Here is a 14994-nt window from a genome sequence, read left to right on the forward strand (position 1 = left end):
GTGCCGGTACCTTGGGGGACGCCGCTTAACCGCGGCACTTACATCTCGGACAGGTATTCGAAGCCTTAGTTTAGGCGAGCGTGGAGTCCTTGTAAATCATAGACTTCCAGGTCCTTCAAATAGCGCAGACCTTCCACCGCGGCACGCGCGCCCGACATGGTCGTGTAATACGTGACCTTGTTGGCCTGAGCGCTCATGCGGATCGAACGCGAATCGGCGATCGCAGCCCGGGTTTCGTCGACGGTCGTGAAGACCAGGGCAATTTCGCCGTTCTTGATCATGTCGACAATGTGCGGACGACCGTCCTTCACCTTGTTGACCACCTTCACCGGCACGCCGGCCGCTTCGATTGCGGCAGCCGTGCCCTTGGTCGCGACGATCGGATAGCCCAGTTCGTGCAGCATGCGGGCGACTTCGACAGCCTTCGGCTTGTCGGCGTCCATCACGGTCAAAAGCACTGTGCCCGACTCCGGCAGACGCGAACCTGCGGCAAGCTGTGACTTGAACAGCGCTTCGCCAAAGGTTTGGCCCACGCCCATCACTTCGCCGGTCGAACGCATTTCAGGTCCGAGCACTGGGTCGACGGTCGGGAACTTGACGAACGGGAACACCGCTTCCTTCACGCTGAAGTACGGCGGATCGATTTCCTTGGTCACGCCCTGCTGCGCCAGGGTCTGGCCGACCATCGCACGCGCCGCGATCTTCGCGAGCGGCAGGCTGGTCGCCTTCGACACGTACGGCACCGTACGCGAAGCACGCGGGTTCACTTCGAGCACGTAGATCACATCCTCTTTCGAACCATCTGCCTGCGGCACTTGCTGGATTGCGAACTGCACGTTCATCAGGCCGATCACGTTCAGCGCCTTGGCCATTGCGCCGGTCTGACGCTTCAGTTCAGCGATGGTTTCCTTCGACAACGAGTACGGCGGCAGCGAGCACGCCGAGTCGCCCGAGTGCACGCCCGCCTGTTCGATGTGCTCCATCACGCCGCCGATAAATACGGCTTCGCCATCGGAGATGCAATCCACGTCGCATTCGATTGCGTCGTTCAGGAAGCGGTCGAGCAGCACCGGCGAATCGTTCGATACCTTCACGGCCTCGCGCATATAGCGCTCGAGATCGCGCGGCTCGTGGACGATTTCCATGGCGCGGCCGCCCAGCACGTATGAAGGACGCACCACCAGCGGATAGCCGATTTCTTCAGCGAGCTTGAGCGCTTCGTCTTCAGCGCGTGCGGTACGGTTCGGCGGCTGGCGCAGGCCGAGGTCCTGCAGCAGCTTCTGGAAACGCTCGCGGTCTTCGGCGGCGTCGATCATGTCCGGCGACGTGCCGATGATCGGCACACCGTTCGCTTCGAGATCGAGCGCGAGCTTCAGCGGCGTCTGGCCGCCGTACTGAACGATTACACCGACCGGCTTTTCCTTGTCGACGATTTCCAGCACATCTTCGAGCGTCAGCGATTCGAAGTACAGACGATCGGACGTGTCGTAGTCGGTCGAAACAGTTTCAGGGTTGCAGTTGACCATGATCGTTTCGTAGCCGTCTTCGCGCATGGCGAGCGCGGCGTGCACGCAGCAGTAGTCGAACTCGATGCCCTGACCGATCCGGTTCGGGCCGCCGCCCAGCACCATGATCTTCTTGTTGTTGGTCGGGTTCGCTTCGCACTCTTCCTCGTAGGTCGAGTACATGTAGGCGGTTTTCGTGGCGAACTCGGCCGCGCAGGTGTCGACGCGCTTGTAGACCGGGCGCACGTTCAGCTCGATACGGCGAGCACGCACCTCATCCGGCTTCGCGCCCAGCAGCTTTGCGAGACGCCGGTCCGAGAAACCGCTTTGCTTCAGATACTTCAGTTCTTCCTTCGACAGGCTAGCGAGCGTGCGACCGGCCAGCGCCTTTTCCTTCAGCACGATCTGCTCGATCTGCGCGAGGAACCACGGGTCGATCGAGGTCTCTTCGAAGATTTCCTGCTGGGTCATGCCGATACGGAATGCATCGCCCACGTACCAGATGCGGTCCGGACCGGCTTCGCCGATCTCGCGGATGATCTCGTCGCGGCTGGTGGTCTTTTCGTCCAGACCGTCCACGCCGACTTCGAGACCGCGCAGCGCCTTCTGGAACGATTCCTGGAAGGTGCGGCCAATGGCCATGACTTCGCCCACTGATTTCATCTGCGTCGTCAGACGCGGATCGGCTTCGCGGAACTTCTCGAACGCGAAACGCGGAATCTTGGTGACGACGTAGTCGATCGTCGGTTCGAACGATGCCGGGGTCTGGCCGCCGGTGATTTCGTTCTTCAACTCATCGAGCGTGTAGCCGCAGGCGAGCTTGGCCGCGACCTTGGCGATCGGGAAGCCGGTCGCCTTCGAGGCCAATGCCGACGAACGCGACACGCGAGGGTTCATTTCGATCACGATCATCCGGCCGTCCTTCGGATTGATCGAGAACTGCACGTTCGAGCCGCCCGTGTCCACACCGATCTCGCGCAGCACCGCGAGCGATGCGTTACGAAGGATCTGGTATTCCTTGTCGGTGAGCGTCTGCGCCGGTGCGACGGTGATCGAGTCGCCGGTGTGGATGCCCATCGGGTCCAGGTTTTCGATCGAGCAGACGATGATGCAGTTGTCCTTCTTGTCGCGGACCACTTCCATCTCGTACTCTTTCCAGCCGAGCAGCGATTCTTCGATCAGCAGTTCGCGCGTAGGCGACAGGTCCAGGCCGCGCTTGCAGATCTCTTCGAATTCGTCACGGTTATACGCAATGCCGCCGCCCGAACCGCCGAGCGTGAACGACGGACGGATTACCACCGGATAGCCGCCGCTACCGGTTTCGACGGCGATCTGCGCCTGCACCTGCAGCGCTTCTTCCATCGAATGCGCGGTGCCCGACTTAGCCGAACCGAGACCGATCTTGGTCATCGCGTCCTTGAACTTCTGACGGTCTTCGGCCTTGTCGATGGCTTCCGGCGACGCGCCGATGAGCTCGACCTTGTACTTTTCCAGCACGCCGTGTGCGTGGAGATCCAGCGCGCAGTTCAGCGCGGTCTGGCCGCCCATCGTCGGCAGGATCGCGTCCGGGCGCTCCTTGGCGATGATGCGCTCCACCACTTCCCACGTGATCGGCTCGATGTAGGTCACGTCAGCCGTGTTCGGGTCGGTCATGATCGTCGCCGGATTGCTGTTGACGAGAATGACCTTGTAGCCTTCCTCACGCAGCGCCTTGCAAGCCTGTGCGCCCGAGTAGTCGAACTCGCACGCCTGGCCGATGATGATCGGACCCGCGCCGATGATGAGGATGCTCTTAATGTCTGTCCGCTTGGGCATAACGCTCTCGCTAATGTATTCCTGAATTCTTTCCGTTGGCGCGCTTCGCCGCTGCTGCCGGGGCCGTTGCTGCTGGTGGCCTCCCGATGCGCCTGCGGCGGCGCGCTCTGTTCTGTTCGCCTGCGCGAGCGGCCCGGTGTTACACCCTCCGGGGCTCCGCTTGGCGTGTGCGTCATATGTGGACACCTTCTTAGGCGACCACATAAGCTGACGCCTTAAGCCGCCGCTGCGGCTGCCGTCGTACCGGCCTTTTTCTGGTCCATCAAGCCGGTGAAGCGGTCGAACAGATAAGCGATGTCGTGCGGGCCAGGCGACGCTTCCGGGTGACCCTGGAAGCAGAAGGCCGGCTTGTCAGTCAGCGCGAAGCCTTGCAGCGTGCCGTCGAACAGCGACACGTGCGTGGCACGCGCGTTGGCAGGCAGCGTGGCGGCGTCGACCGCGAAGCCGTGGTTCTGCGACGTGATCACCACACGGCCGTCGTCCAGATCTTTCACAGGATGGTTCGCGCCGTGATGGCCCGTCTTCATCTTCATGGTCTTCGCGCCCACCGCGAGGCCCATGATCTGGTGACCGAGGCAAATGCCGAAGGTCGGCACGCCGCGCTCGATCAGTTCCTTGGTGGCCGCGATCGCGTAGTCGCAAGGCTCCGGGTCGCCGGGGCCGTTCGACAGGAACACGCCGTCCGGATTGAGCGCGAGCGCGTCAGCCGCGGTAGCTTGCGCCGGCAGCACGGTGACGTGGCAGCCGCGTTCGGCCAGCATGCGCAGGATGTTGTACTTGACGCCGTAATCGAACGCGACCACGCGGTACTTCGGCGCTTTCTGCGTGCCGTAGCCTTCGCCCAGACGCCACTCGGTCTGCGTCCATTCGAACGATTCTTTCGTCGACACGACCTTCGCCAGATCCATGCCGGCGAGGCCCGGGAACGAGCGCGCGAGTTCGATGGCACGGGCTTGGTCATCCGAGCCGGCCAGGATCGCGCCGTTTTGCGCACCCCTGTCGCGCAGCACGCGCGTCAGCTTGCGGGTGTCCAGACCGGCGATGGCGACCACGCCTTCGTCCTGCAGGTATTGGGAGAGCGTGCGCTCCATGCGGAAGTTCGACGCGAGAACCGGCAGGTCGCGGATGATGAGGCCGGCGGCATGGACTTTGGTGGCTTCGACATCTTCGGCGTTCACGCCGACGTTGCCGATGTGCGGATACGTGAGGGTCACGATCTGACGCGCGTAGCTCGGGTCAGTCAGGATTTCCTGATAACCGGTGATAGCGGTGTTGAAAACGACTTCGCCAATCGTATGGCCGGGGGCGCCGATCGAGTAGCCACGAAAGACCGTGCCGTCGGCGAGCGCGAGCAGAGCGGGAGAAAAAGACGGCAACACGGGAGACTCCTTGGGGGAACACCCTGATGCCGACCTGTCTATCCGAGCCGTGCGAGCCGCAGCGAGGCGCATCAGTGGATGCGCGCGCAGGCTCGCTCGCGTACCGCGGCTGACGTCGCAAGGGCGCGATGGATCCATTGTGTGGACTGATCGGCTGGGTGCGGTGCGTCGGCGGCGCGCGGCGGATGAACGGTGTGGGAGAGGTAGGCGCTAGGGTGCGGGTTGATAAGCTCAAACCTTGTAATTATAGCCCGAAAATGCCCTTCTCTCCAAATCCGAGATGGCAGCAGAACGGGGTGCAAGACCGCGCGCGACGCCTCGGCGCCTTTGCCAGCTTGGCTCTCACGCCGCCGGCATCAAGAATGATGCTCAGTTTGAAGATGGACGGGTTTTGCCAGCACTCGGCTTGGCAATACGTACCAGATCGCGCTGGCAATCTGTAACGCGACCAGTATGCCCCACGCGGTGAGGTGTGCAGCGGCCGGATAGTGGCCGGCCGTCGCCGGCCACAGCGAAAGCACCGCGCCGACGCCGATCTGGAAGCCGAAAATCAGGAGAAAGATAATCAGCGTGAGCGTGGTGTTGCCCCTGCCGATCAGATGCGCCGGGAAATGCCGCGCCAGCACTGCGTAGCTGAGGATGCCCGTACCGCCGAAGACGCCGTACGCGGCCCACAGCAGTCCCGCAGGCAACGGGGCGCCCAACATGATGAGCAACTGGGTGACGACGAAAAGCGCCATCCCGATCCCGCAAAAGGCATATAGCGATACGCCGCGCTTTTCCAGACCGCGCGCCGCGGCGCCGAAACCAACACAACCGGCCATCATCGCAAAGCCGAGAATCGACACCTGAGCCGCCGCCTCGCGAGGCGCGAGGCCCATGACATCGCGCATCCACGCGCCCACCCACAGCGATTGCATGGCGTAGAACACGCCCTGCGTGACCACCGAAAACGACGCAATCTTCCAGAACGCCGGGCTTTTGAGGATATGCCACGTGCCTTTGAACTGCGTGCCGAGGCTCGCCTGGCGGTGACTGTCGCGGGTCTCCGGCGCGAGCGTCCACAAGGCGAGCGCCACAAGGATCGTCAGCACGCCGAGCGCACCGCACACCGCCCGCCAGCTCGCGAAAGTGAGCACCCAGGTCAGCGGCGAACCCACGGCTACGCCGCCCAGTCCGCCAACCGCCATGACGAACCCGTTCATCAACGGCAGCCGGGCGGCTTCGAAATGCTGCGCCAGCGCCTTGAACGCCGCGCCCAGACAGACCGACACGCCCACACCGATCAACAGCCGCCCGAGCATCATCATGGCGATGCTGTGCGCCGCCCCGAATACCCAGATCCCCGTGGCCGCAAACAACAGCGTGCCGGCCGTGACGCGACGCGAGCCGAAGTGGTCGAGCAGTACGCCCGCCGGAAGCTGCGCGCCCGCGAAACCAAGGAAATAGAGACTCGTCAACAGCCCGAGATCGGCCGCCGATAGTCCCAGATCATGGGTAATGAGCGGCGCAAAGCCCAGATTGACGCCGCGAAACACGTACGAGACGAAGTAGCCCGCGGAAAACAGCAGGAACACGCGAAGCTGGGTGGGCGACATAGGCGGGCAGCAGATTCAGGTCAGACGAAAGGTGGAACGATAAAGGAAAACGCAAGGACTGGGCACAAAGACCCTGAAACGAAAACGCCGTCACCAGAGGTGACGGCGTTGAAAAACGAGAAGTGATCGGAGCGCAATTCATGCGCTGCCCCCGCAACGCATGTGGCCACTTCCGTGGGAGCCGCTTTGCTTTAATTTCCCTTCTTCGTCTTGGCCGCAGTCTTCGGGCGGCTTACTGCCGCAGCCTTCGACGCCTTGCTGGACGTGACCGGCGCCGCCACTTTCACCATCTTGCCCTTGGGAGCGGCGCTCGACGCTGACGGTTTGCTGGCCTTGCCCGCCGGATCCGACACCTTTACGACAGCGGTGCGGCCACGACCTGATCTTTTATCGTAGCGCGAATCGTTCTTCGTGTCTGTGACCTGGGTCCCGATCCGCTCGACGCCGCCGCCCTGCACGCTGGTCGCGATCCGCTCCGGACCGGGTTCGCTCGGCATGGCCTTGCCAACCGGCACGTGCAGCACGATCACCTGACCCGGGTTCACCTGGTCGCGATGCGTGCGATTCCATCCCTTCAATTGCCCAACCGATACACCGTAGCGAACCGCCAGCGCCGCCATGGTCTGCTTGCGACGCACGCGAATCAGCATCTTGCGTGTGTCGGGAACGTCCGGCTCCATCGCGAGGACGGCGCTTTCGGCGACGTCGGCGCTGATGTCTTCGTCGTCGTTGCCGTCGTCACTACGCGGCACGACGATCGTCGAACCCGGCTTCAGGCGCATGCCGACGGGAATCTTGTTGACTTCCATCAGTGTGTCCGCGTCGACGCCAATCTTCTGCGCAATCGCCGCCGGCGCAGCGCGCTCGGTCACCGTGTAAGTCGTCCACGACGACAGATTACCGGTGTAGGCCTTCAGGTTGTGTTCGAAAGCGCTCGCATTATCGAACGGCAGCAGAATCTGCGGCTGCGTCGCGCCCAGGATGACCGGCTTCTTGAACGACGGGTTGAGCGAACGGAATTCGTCAGGCGTCATGTTGGCGAGCTTGGCCGCCACTTCCACGTCGATATCGTGCGCGGTAGTTACCGTCACGAAATACGGGTGGTTCGGAATGGACGGCAGCGTCAGACCAAAGGCCTGCGGATTCATCACGATGTTCTTGACCGCCTGCAGCTTCGGGACGTAGTTACGCGTCTCGTTCGGCATGCGAAGGTCCTGATAGTCAGTGGGCAAGCCCGCCGCTTCGTTGCGCGCGATCGCGCGCTGCACGTTGCCCTCGCCCCAGTTGTACGCCGCCAGCGCAAGCTGCCAGTCGCCGAACATGTCGTGCAGGCGCGAGAGATAGTCGAGCGCGGCGCTGGTGGAAGCGAGCACGTCGCGACGCTCGTCCTGCCACATGTTCTGCTTGAGGTTGTAGGTACGGCCCGTGTCCGGCACGAACTGCCACATGCCGGCCGCCTTCGCGACTGACAGCGCCTGCGGGTTGTAGGCCGACTCGATGAACGGCAGCAACGCGAGCTCGGTCGGCATATGCCGCTGCTCGAGTTCTTCGACGATGTGATACAGGTATTTTTGCGATCGCTCGGTCATACGCTGAACGTATTCCGGGCGCTGGGCGTACCAGTTGGCCTGCATGTCGACGAGGTCGCTTTGCAGGTCAGGCATCTGAAAACCACGGCGAATCCGTGCCCACAGATCGGCGTCCGGGCTCGTCAACTGATCGACTGAACCTTGATCGACATCGATCGTTTCTTTGGCAGCGGCTGTATTGCGAAGGGCGTCGGCTACGGCTTGCTGGCTGGCAGGATTAGGAGTGGTGATATTGCTACTCGTCGTCGGCCCCTGGCTCGCGCACGCGGCGAGCATCAGGACCAACAACGCACTAAAGATAAATCTCATGAACGTCTCGGCTTCCACAGTGCTGGAATTTGCAGCCGATAGTACGAAAGCGAAACGTTTACGTCAATCGGAAATATACGAAAAACCTAGGTAAATCTTAGGCTTGGCAGATTTTGCCGAAATTTAAGGTGAACATGGCCCCATGAAGCCGCGGGTCAGCGGAACCTATTCTTCCATTCTCGCAACAGTGTGAAGGCTGTCAAACGATCGGACGTCGTTTCATGCAACTGTTCGGCGAGCGTAGTCTGGATTGCCGGACTGTCTGCCCGCAAAAACGGGTTGACCGCCCTCTCGTGCTCGATCGTCGTGGGCAGGGTCGGCACGCCGCGCTCGCGCAGCGCCGTCGCCTTATCGCGCCACGCCTGCAGATCGGGATTGTCCGGCTCGCACGCCAGCGCGAAGCGGATGTTCGACAGCGTGTACTCGTGCGCACAGTGGACCTGGGTCGCGCCAGGCAGCGCGGCGAGTTCGTCCAGCGACTTGAGCATCTGCGCCGGCGTGCCCTCGAACAGCCGGCCGCAGCCGCACGCAAACAGCGTGTCGCCGCAAAACACATGGGGTGTTCCGCCGGGATCGGCCGCCTGGAAGTAGGCAATATGGCCGCTCGTATGGCCGGGCACGTCGAGCACGCTTAGCTCGAGCGCCGGCGCGGCGATGCTCACGTGATCGCCGCTCTTCAGGCGGTAGGTCAGATGCTCGATCGACTCGCCGGCCGGACCGTAGACGGGCACGGCCTGGCCATTCAGCAGATCGGCCACCCCGCCGACGTGGTCTTGGTGATGGTGCGTGAGTAAAATAGCGCTCAACTGCCAGCCCCGTTTCGCTAGATAGGCGCGAACCGGAGCGGCCTCACCCGGATCGACGACCACCGCATGGTGACCGTCCGACACGAGCCAGATGTAATTGTCTTCAAACGCCGGGACGGGTACGTACTCGAGCGCATTCATAGGCGACGCAATCTTTAATATGTCTAACCGAACCATTATAGACTGGCCCGCCTGGACCCATTCGCCACCCGGGCGTTACGTGCTGGAGTGGGAACAGGCGCAGCTCGACCGAGTGGTGTCGGACGTGTTCGGCTATCACGCGCTGCAGCTCGGCCTGCCGCAGCTCGACGCGCTGCGCGAGAACCGTATGCCATGCCGCGGTCTGGTGCTGGACGCCGCCAGCGGAGCTAGCGCGCCGTATCGTTTTCCGCGCGCGGCAGGCGCTGCCACGCCCGAACAACATGCACCGCTGGGCCGCAGCGCGGTATGGTGCGACTTGCTGGACTTGCCGTTCGAGGCGCAGAGCGTCGACCTGATCGTCATGCCCCATACGCTCGAATTCACCCGCGACCCGCACCGGCTGTTGCGCGAGGCCGAACGCGTGCTGATGCCGGAAGGCCAGTTGATCATTCTCGGCTTTAATTCGCTATCGCTGTGGGGCGCCCGGCAATCGGTCGGCAAGGTCACGGGCCGCCCGTTCGTACCGGCGACGCACGACCTGATCGCGTTCACTCGCCTGAAGGACTGGATTAAACTGCTCGGCTTCGATCTTGAACGCGGACGCTTCGGCTGCTATCGTCCGCCCCTCATGAGCGACCAGTGGCTCGCGCGCTACGGCTTCATGGAAGCCGCCGGCGACCGCTGGTGGCCGATCTTCGGCGCCACTTACATGGTGAAGGCGATCAAGCGCGTGCGCGGCATGCGTCTCATCGGGCCACTGAAGGTGAAAAAGCCCGTCCTCGCAGCGGGCCTCGCCCCCGCCGCCACCCCGAACACACGCAATCAGAGAAAATGACGTCCGAACTCATCGAGATTTATACCGACGGCGCCTGCAAGGGCAACCCTGGCCCCGGCGGCTGGGGCGCACTGCTGCGCTTCGGCGCGCAGGAAAAGGAAATGTTCGGCGGCGAACCCAACACCACCAACAACCGCATGGAGCTGATGGCGGTGATCGCCGCGCTCGAAGCGTTGAAGCGTCCGGTCAAAGCTGTCGTGCACACCGACTCGCAATATGTTCAGAAAGGCATCAGCGAGTGGATCCACGGCTGGAAGAAGAAAAACTGGATAACTGCCGCGAAGACGCCGGTGAAGAACGCCGACCTGTGGAAGCGGCTCGATATCGCCGTCCAGCAGCACGAGATCGAGTGGCGCTGGGTGAAAGGTCACGCGGGGCATCCCGAGAACGAGCGCGCCGATGCGCTGGCCAATCGCGGTGTCGCGTCGCTGGCGGAGATTTGAGGCGCGCTTGTGCTCTCCCGCGTTGGCAGTCTGCTGCCGCGCTTATGCTTTTATGTTTTCCCCACGCCAATTTTTAGAGCGGGCTAATCCGACATGCGTCAACTCATCCTCGATACCGAAACCACCGGCCTGAATGCGCGCACCGGCGACCGCATTATTGAAATCGGCTGCGTCGAGCTGGTGAACCGCCGGCTCACGGGCAACAACCTGCACTTCTATATCAATCCGGAACGCGACAGCGATCCGGGCGCACTCGCCGTCCACGGGCTCACCACCGAATTTTTGAGCGACAAGCCGAAGTTCGTGGAGATCGCCAACGAGTTGCGCGATTTCGTCCAGGGCGCGGATCTGATCATCCACAACGCACCGTTCGATATCGGCTTTCTCGACGTCGAGTTCGGACTGCTTGGGCTGCCGCCGTTCAGCTCGCATTGCGGTGAAGTGATCGATACGCTGGTGCGGGCCAAGTCGATGTTCCCTGGCAAGCGCAATTCACTGGATGCGCTGTGCGACCGCTTCGGCATCAGCAATGCGCACCGTACGCTGCACGGCGCGTTGCTTGACTCGGAATTGCTCGCGGAAGTTTATCTGGCGATGACGCGCGGCCAGGAGAGCCTCGTCATCGATATGCTGGGCGAGACATCGCGGGGTGGTGACGAAGGTGCACCGCGTGTGGCGCTCAACTCGCTCGAACTGCCGGTGATCGTCGCGAGCGAAGAGGAGATTGCTGCGCATCAGGCCGTGCTCGATGGCCTCGACAAGGCGGTCAAAGGGACGAGCGTTTGGCGTCTTCAACCCGTTGCAACCGCCGATGAGCAAACTGCTTAAAAAGTACTTTACGAGTCCAAGATCCTCTGACATAATTCGAATCTCTTCGGGTGGTTAGCTCAGCGGTAGAGCACTGCCTTCACACGGCAGGGGTCACAGGTTCAATCCCTGTACCACCCACCAGATTCGCGTGACCCGCAAGAGATAAAGGCCCTCAGACGAAAGTCTCAGGGCCTTTTTATTTGCACCAAACATAGCTTGCCCGGGCCTGCGTACCCGGGACAACGAGCAGTTATCTGAACGCCGTTCCCGTCAGTGTCTCGCAGATCTGCCAGAGTCGCCGGGCATCGGCTTCGTCCGTTGCCTGAGACGCGACCTTTGCAGGTCCCACCTGCTCGCCACGCATCTCGAACAGGCCGAGCGGGCCGTAGTAACCGCCGTCGACGACATCGCGCGCGGTCGCCGCGTAGAGCGTCGGCAGCGCGCCAGCCTGGTCGCTGTTCAGCAAGGCGCCGATGAAGCCGCTGAGGGCGGCCCGCGCAGCCCGGCTAAGCGCCGAATGGTCGCCGCTGCGAAACAGATTCGTGTTGGCGACACCAGGATGCGCGGCAACCGACATTACCCGCGATCGGACCGCGCGCAGACGCCGGTCGAGTTCGAACGCGAACATGAGGTTGGCCAGTTTCGACTGCCGGTAGGAAGGCATCGGTCCGTAGTGTCGCGTTGCCTGAAGGTCGTCGAAGTCGAGCCTGCCCTGCTTGTGTGCGATTGAGGCGACCGTTACCACGCGAGGTCGTTCGGGCGAGCTGTCCGCGGCCATCTCGAGCGCGGGCAGCAGGAGGCCGGTCAGCGCAAAATGCCCAAGCACGTTGGTGCCGAATTGCAGCTCGAAGCCGTCGGCAGTTTCGAGGCGTCGCGGGGGCGCCATGACGCCTGCGTTATTGATGAGAAGGTCGAGCGGCTGGCGTAGGGCAAGCTCACAATCGGCAAAGGCGCGCACCGAGGCGAGGCTCGCCAGGTCGAGCTGAGCAAGCCGCACCCGGGCCTCAGGCACTCGCGCCCGCAGGCGGGCGAGTGCTTCTGCGCCACGTTGTTCGTCGCGACACGCGAACACAACCTCAGCGCCATGGCTCGCCAGGATTGCGGCCGCGTGATAGCCGATGCCGCTGTTCGCGCCTGTGACGACGACGCGCCGGCCGGTCTGGGGCGCGATGTCGTCGGGACTCCACGGTTTGCTCATGTTCGTTGCCGGTCGTGAGGGGTAAAGGCGATAGGCGGACCACCACCACAAACGGTCCTGAGCAGCCGCATGGCGAACGTCTCCGGATGAGTAGAGCCGCGTCCGCCATACGGGTTCAAGATTTGCGCGCTAGCGCTCGCTGAACGGAATCCCGCCGCGTGACTTGGAGTCTGGTGAAGACTCCACAATCTGCACGACGACCCGCTCTGCTTCGACACCAAAGCTGTCGACCACCGCTTTGGTGATCCCCGTCATCAGCGCTTTCTTTTGCTCGGCTGAGCGTCCTGCTACTGCATAAACAATGACTTCCGGCATAACGTTCTCCAACGGATTGGCAAGGACTTGCAGCCGCAATCATAGCGGCGCCAAGGTTTCTACGTTGGCAACAGCACCGTAAGCCCCGATACGCTCCTTCAGCACTTCATGCAACTGCCGGATCGCGGGAAAGAACTGCTTTCGATGAGTGCAGATCAGATTCAGAGGTGCCGCCTCGCCGGGCTGCCCAGGCATCAGCACTTCGAGTCGGCCCGCCCGCACGTCGGCGCACACGTCGAGCCACGATTTATATGCAATCCCCTGCCCCTCGATCGCCCAGCGTCGTGCCACGTCCGCGTCGTCGCAAACGAGTGACCCGGCGACGGCGACCTGGCGGAGTTCGCCCGCCACTGGAAATACCCATTTATCGTAGATGCGGCCGCCCACCACGTAGAGCAGGCAGTGGTGTGCTGCCAGTTCGTCCAGCGTGCGCGGCCGCCCATGCCGTTGCAGATAAGCGGGCGACGCGACGAGCACACGCCGGTTGTCGCTGGCAAGCGGCAACGCGACGTAGCTCGCGTTTTCGGCACGCCCGTAGCGGATGGCGACCTCGACCGGATCGCGAAACATGTCGGTCAGCTGATCGGACAGAAACAGCCGCACCGACAGCTTCGGATGCGCCTCGCGAAACGCCGTGATCCAGGGCAGCAGAACATTGCGACCCAGATCCGACGGCGCGGCAATCTGTAGCAGCCCCTGCAGCGCGTCCGCCTCACCACGCAGACGCTCGCGCCCCTCCTGCAAGGTCGCGAGCACTTGCTTCGCGTACGGCAGATATTCCTCGCCCTGGGCAGTCAGACGCAGGCTGCGCGTCGAGCGCGCGAACAAACGTATGTCGAGTTCGCGCTCGAGCCTCTGAATTGCCGCGCTGACCTGGCCCGGCAGCAGGTCCGCTTCGCGGGCTGCGTTCGAGAAGCTGCCGAGCGCGGCGGTGCGCACGAACAGCGCCAGGTCGTCGAACCGGATCATTTTCATTCCCGTAGTGAAAGTTCTACCCGATTCTCCCTGTTTTTCGAGTGGCTGGTGCGGCGCATCATCGAAGGCTGTCCGAGTCGCCCACAGCGGCTCGTCCCGAACACCACGCCAGCAAAATAGATGAAAACCATCGTTTACGACCAGATCGGGCTGCCGATCGAAAATCCGCGCGCACTCTACGAAACGGAATTGCCGAAGCCCGCGCCGGGACCGCACGATCTGCTCGTGAAAATCCGCGCCATCGCAGTGAACCCCGTCGACACCAAAGTCCGCGCGGGACTGTTCGGCGAGACGCCGCAACTGCTAGGTTGGGATGCCGCGGGGATAGTCGAGGCCGTCGGTGCGGCCGTCACGCTGTTCAAGGTTGGCGACAACGTGTTTTACGCCGGCTCGGTCACCCGTCCGGGCGCCTATGCTGAGTACGGCGTCGTCGACGAGCGTATCGCCGGTCATCAACCCACCACGCTCGATGACGCGCACGCCGCTGCGTTGCCGCTCACCTCAGTCACGGCCTGGGAGCTGCTCTTTGATCGTCTCGGCGTTGCCGAGGGCGGAGGCGACGGCGATGCGCTGCTGGTCATCGGCGCGGCTGGCGGCGTCGGCTCGATTCTCGTTCAGCTCGCGCGGCAGCTGACGAAGTTGCGCGTGATCGGCACGGCATCACGACCGGAGACACAAGAATGGGTTCGCGATCTGGGAGCGCACGACGTCATCGACCACACCCGCCCGCTGCAAGAAGAACTGCGCCGGATCGGCGTTGCGCAGGTGCGCTATGTTGCGAGCCTCACGCATACCGAGGAGCGCTATGCCCAGATCATCGAGGTGCTCGCGCCGCAAGGCAAGCTTGGTCTCATCGACGATCCGAAAACGCTCGACGCAATGCCGCTCAAGTTGAAGGCGATTTCGCTGCACTGGGAACTCATGTTCACGCGGCCTTTATTCGAAACGCCGGATATGATTCGCCAGCACGAGATCCTCGAGCGCGTTGCCGCGCTGGTCGATGCCGGCACGCTGCGCACGACGGTTGGCGAGCACTTCGGCACGATCAACGCGGAAAACCTGCGGCGCGCCCACGCGCTCATTGAAAGCAATCGCGCGCGTGGCAAGATTGTTCTCGAAGGGTTTTGAGTCGCCAAGGCGGGGCCACACGCCCCGCCTCATTCCTCGTATCAAATCAACCACATCCAGGCAACGCGCTCTTGCAACCGCCATAAACCCGCTATATATTCGAACCTCGGACATTAGCTCCGATCAACATCTTCTTCACTTCACTCAA

Annotated in this window: 12 protein-coding genes and 1 tRNA gene; 5 read left to right on the top strand and 8 right to left on the bottom strand. The window is 62.6% G+C overall.

Annotation, left to right across the window (positions count from 1 at the left end):
• Window positions 1–65: 65 nt before the first annotated feature.
• The 5 genes from carB to gloB form a co-directional block, all read right to left on the bottom strand.
• Window positions 66–3320: a carbamoyl-phosphate synthase large subunit gene (gene carB / locus P3T40_RS19215; protein WP_429269313.1), complete on the bottom strand. Its 3255-nt coding sequence runs from the start codon at window positions 3318–3320 to the stop codon at window positions 66–68.
• Between the two features lie 215 nt (window positions 3321–3535).
• The gene (carA, locus tag P3T40_RS19220; RefSeq protein WP_429269314.1) at window positions 3536–4699 is read right to left on the bottom strand and encodes a glutamine-hydrolyzing carbamoyl-phosphate synthase small subunit; all 1164 of its coding nucleotides are present in this window, start codon (window positions 4697–4699) and stop codon (window positions 3536–3538) included.
• A 356-nt stretch (window positions 4700–5055) separates the two neighbouring features.
• Window positions 5056–6297 carry an MFS transporter gene (locus tag P3T40_RS19225; protein WP_429269315.1) on the bottom strand — a complete coding sequence of 414 codons (1242 nt, stop codon included), beginning with the start codon at window positions 6295–6297 and terminating at the stop codon, window positions 5056–5058.
• A 191-nt stretch (window positions 6298–6488) separates the two neighbouring features.
• Window positions 6489–8195, bottom strand: a complete 1707-nt coding sequence (locus P3T40_RS19230; protein ID WP_429269316.1) for a transglycosylase SLT domain-containing protein — start codon at window positions 8193–8195, stop codon at window positions 6489–6491.
• Window positions 8196–8350: 155 nt separating this feature from the next.
• Window positions 8351–9142 (bottom strand): hydroxyacylglutathione hydrolase, encoded by a 792-nt coding sequence (gloB, locus tag P3T40_RS19235; protein ID WP_429269317.1) that lies wholly within the window; start codon window positions 9140–9142, stop codon window positions 8351–8353.
• A gap of 19 nt (window positions 9143–9161) precedes the next feature.
• On the opposite strand from gloB, the gene P3T40_RS19240 reads away from it, so the two are divergent.
• The 4 genes from P3T40_RS19240 (at window position 9162) to P3T40_RS19255 (ending at window position 11371) form a co-directional block, all read left to right on the top strand.
• Window positions 9162–9977: a class I SAM-dependent methyltransferase gene (locus P3T40_RS19240; RefSeq protein WP_429269318.1), complete on the top strand. Its 816-nt coding sequence runs from the start codon at window positions 9162–9164 to the stop codon at window positions 9975–9977.
• Window positions 9974–10420, top strand: a complete 447-nt coding sequence (gene rnhA, locus P3T40_RS19245) for a ribonuclease HI (protein ID WP_429269319.1) — start codon at window positions 9974–9976, stop codon at window positions 10418–10420. Before P3T40_RS19240 ends, rnhA begins: the two co-directional genes overlap by 4 nt.
• Window positions 10421–10513: 93 nt before the next feature.
• Entirely contained in the window at window positions 10514–11248 is a 735-nt protein-coding gene (gene dnaQ / locus P3T40_RS19250; RefSeq protein WP_429269320.1) for a DNA polymerase III subunit epsilon, read from the top strand.
• Between the two features lie 48 nt (window positions 11249–11296).
• A tRNA-Val gene (locus P3T40_RS19255) sits at window positions 11297–11371 on the top strand.
• 109 nt (window positions 11372–11480) lie between these two features.
• Here P3T40_RS19255 and P3T40_RS19260 read toward each other — a convergent pair.
• The 3 genes from P3T40_RS19260 to P3T40_RS19270 form a co-directional block, all read right to left on the bottom strand.
• Complete coding sequence (locus P3T40_RS19260) at window positions 11481–12428, bottom strand: oxidoreductase (RefSeq protein ID WP_429269321.1); 948 nt, start codon at window positions 12426–12428, stop codon at window positions 11481–11483.
• Window positions 12429–12557: 129 nt separating this feature from the next.
• The gene (locus P3T40_RS19265; RefSeq protein WP_429269322.1) at window positions 12558–12743 is read right to left on the bottom strand and encodes a tautomerase family protein; all 186 of its coding nucleotides are present in this window, start codon (window positions 12741–12743) and stop codon (window positions 12558–12560) included.
• Between the two features lie 39 nt (window positions 12744–12782).
• Window positions 12783–13712, bottom strand: a complete 930-nt coding sequence (locus P3T40_RS19270; RefSeq protein ID WP_429269323.1) for a LysR substrate-binding domain-containing protein — start codon at window positions 13710–13712, stop codon at window positions 12783–12785.
• A gap of 126 nt (window positions 13713–13838) precedes the next feature.
• Here P3T40_RS19270 and P3T40_RS19275 point away from each other — a divergent pair, with 126 nt between their 5' ends.
• A complete protein-coding gene (locus P3T40_RS19275; protein WP_429269324.1) occupies window positions 13839–14846 on the top strand; it encodes a zinc-binding alcohol dehydrogenase family protein in 1008 nt (335 codons plus the stop codon).
• Window positions 14847–14994: the final 148 nt, after the last annotated feature.

It is taken from the genome of Paraburkholderia sp. EB58, from assembly GCF_050436665.1.
GTDB lineage: Bacteria > Pseudomonadota > Gammaproteobacteria > Burkholderiales > Burkholderiaceae > Paraburkholderia.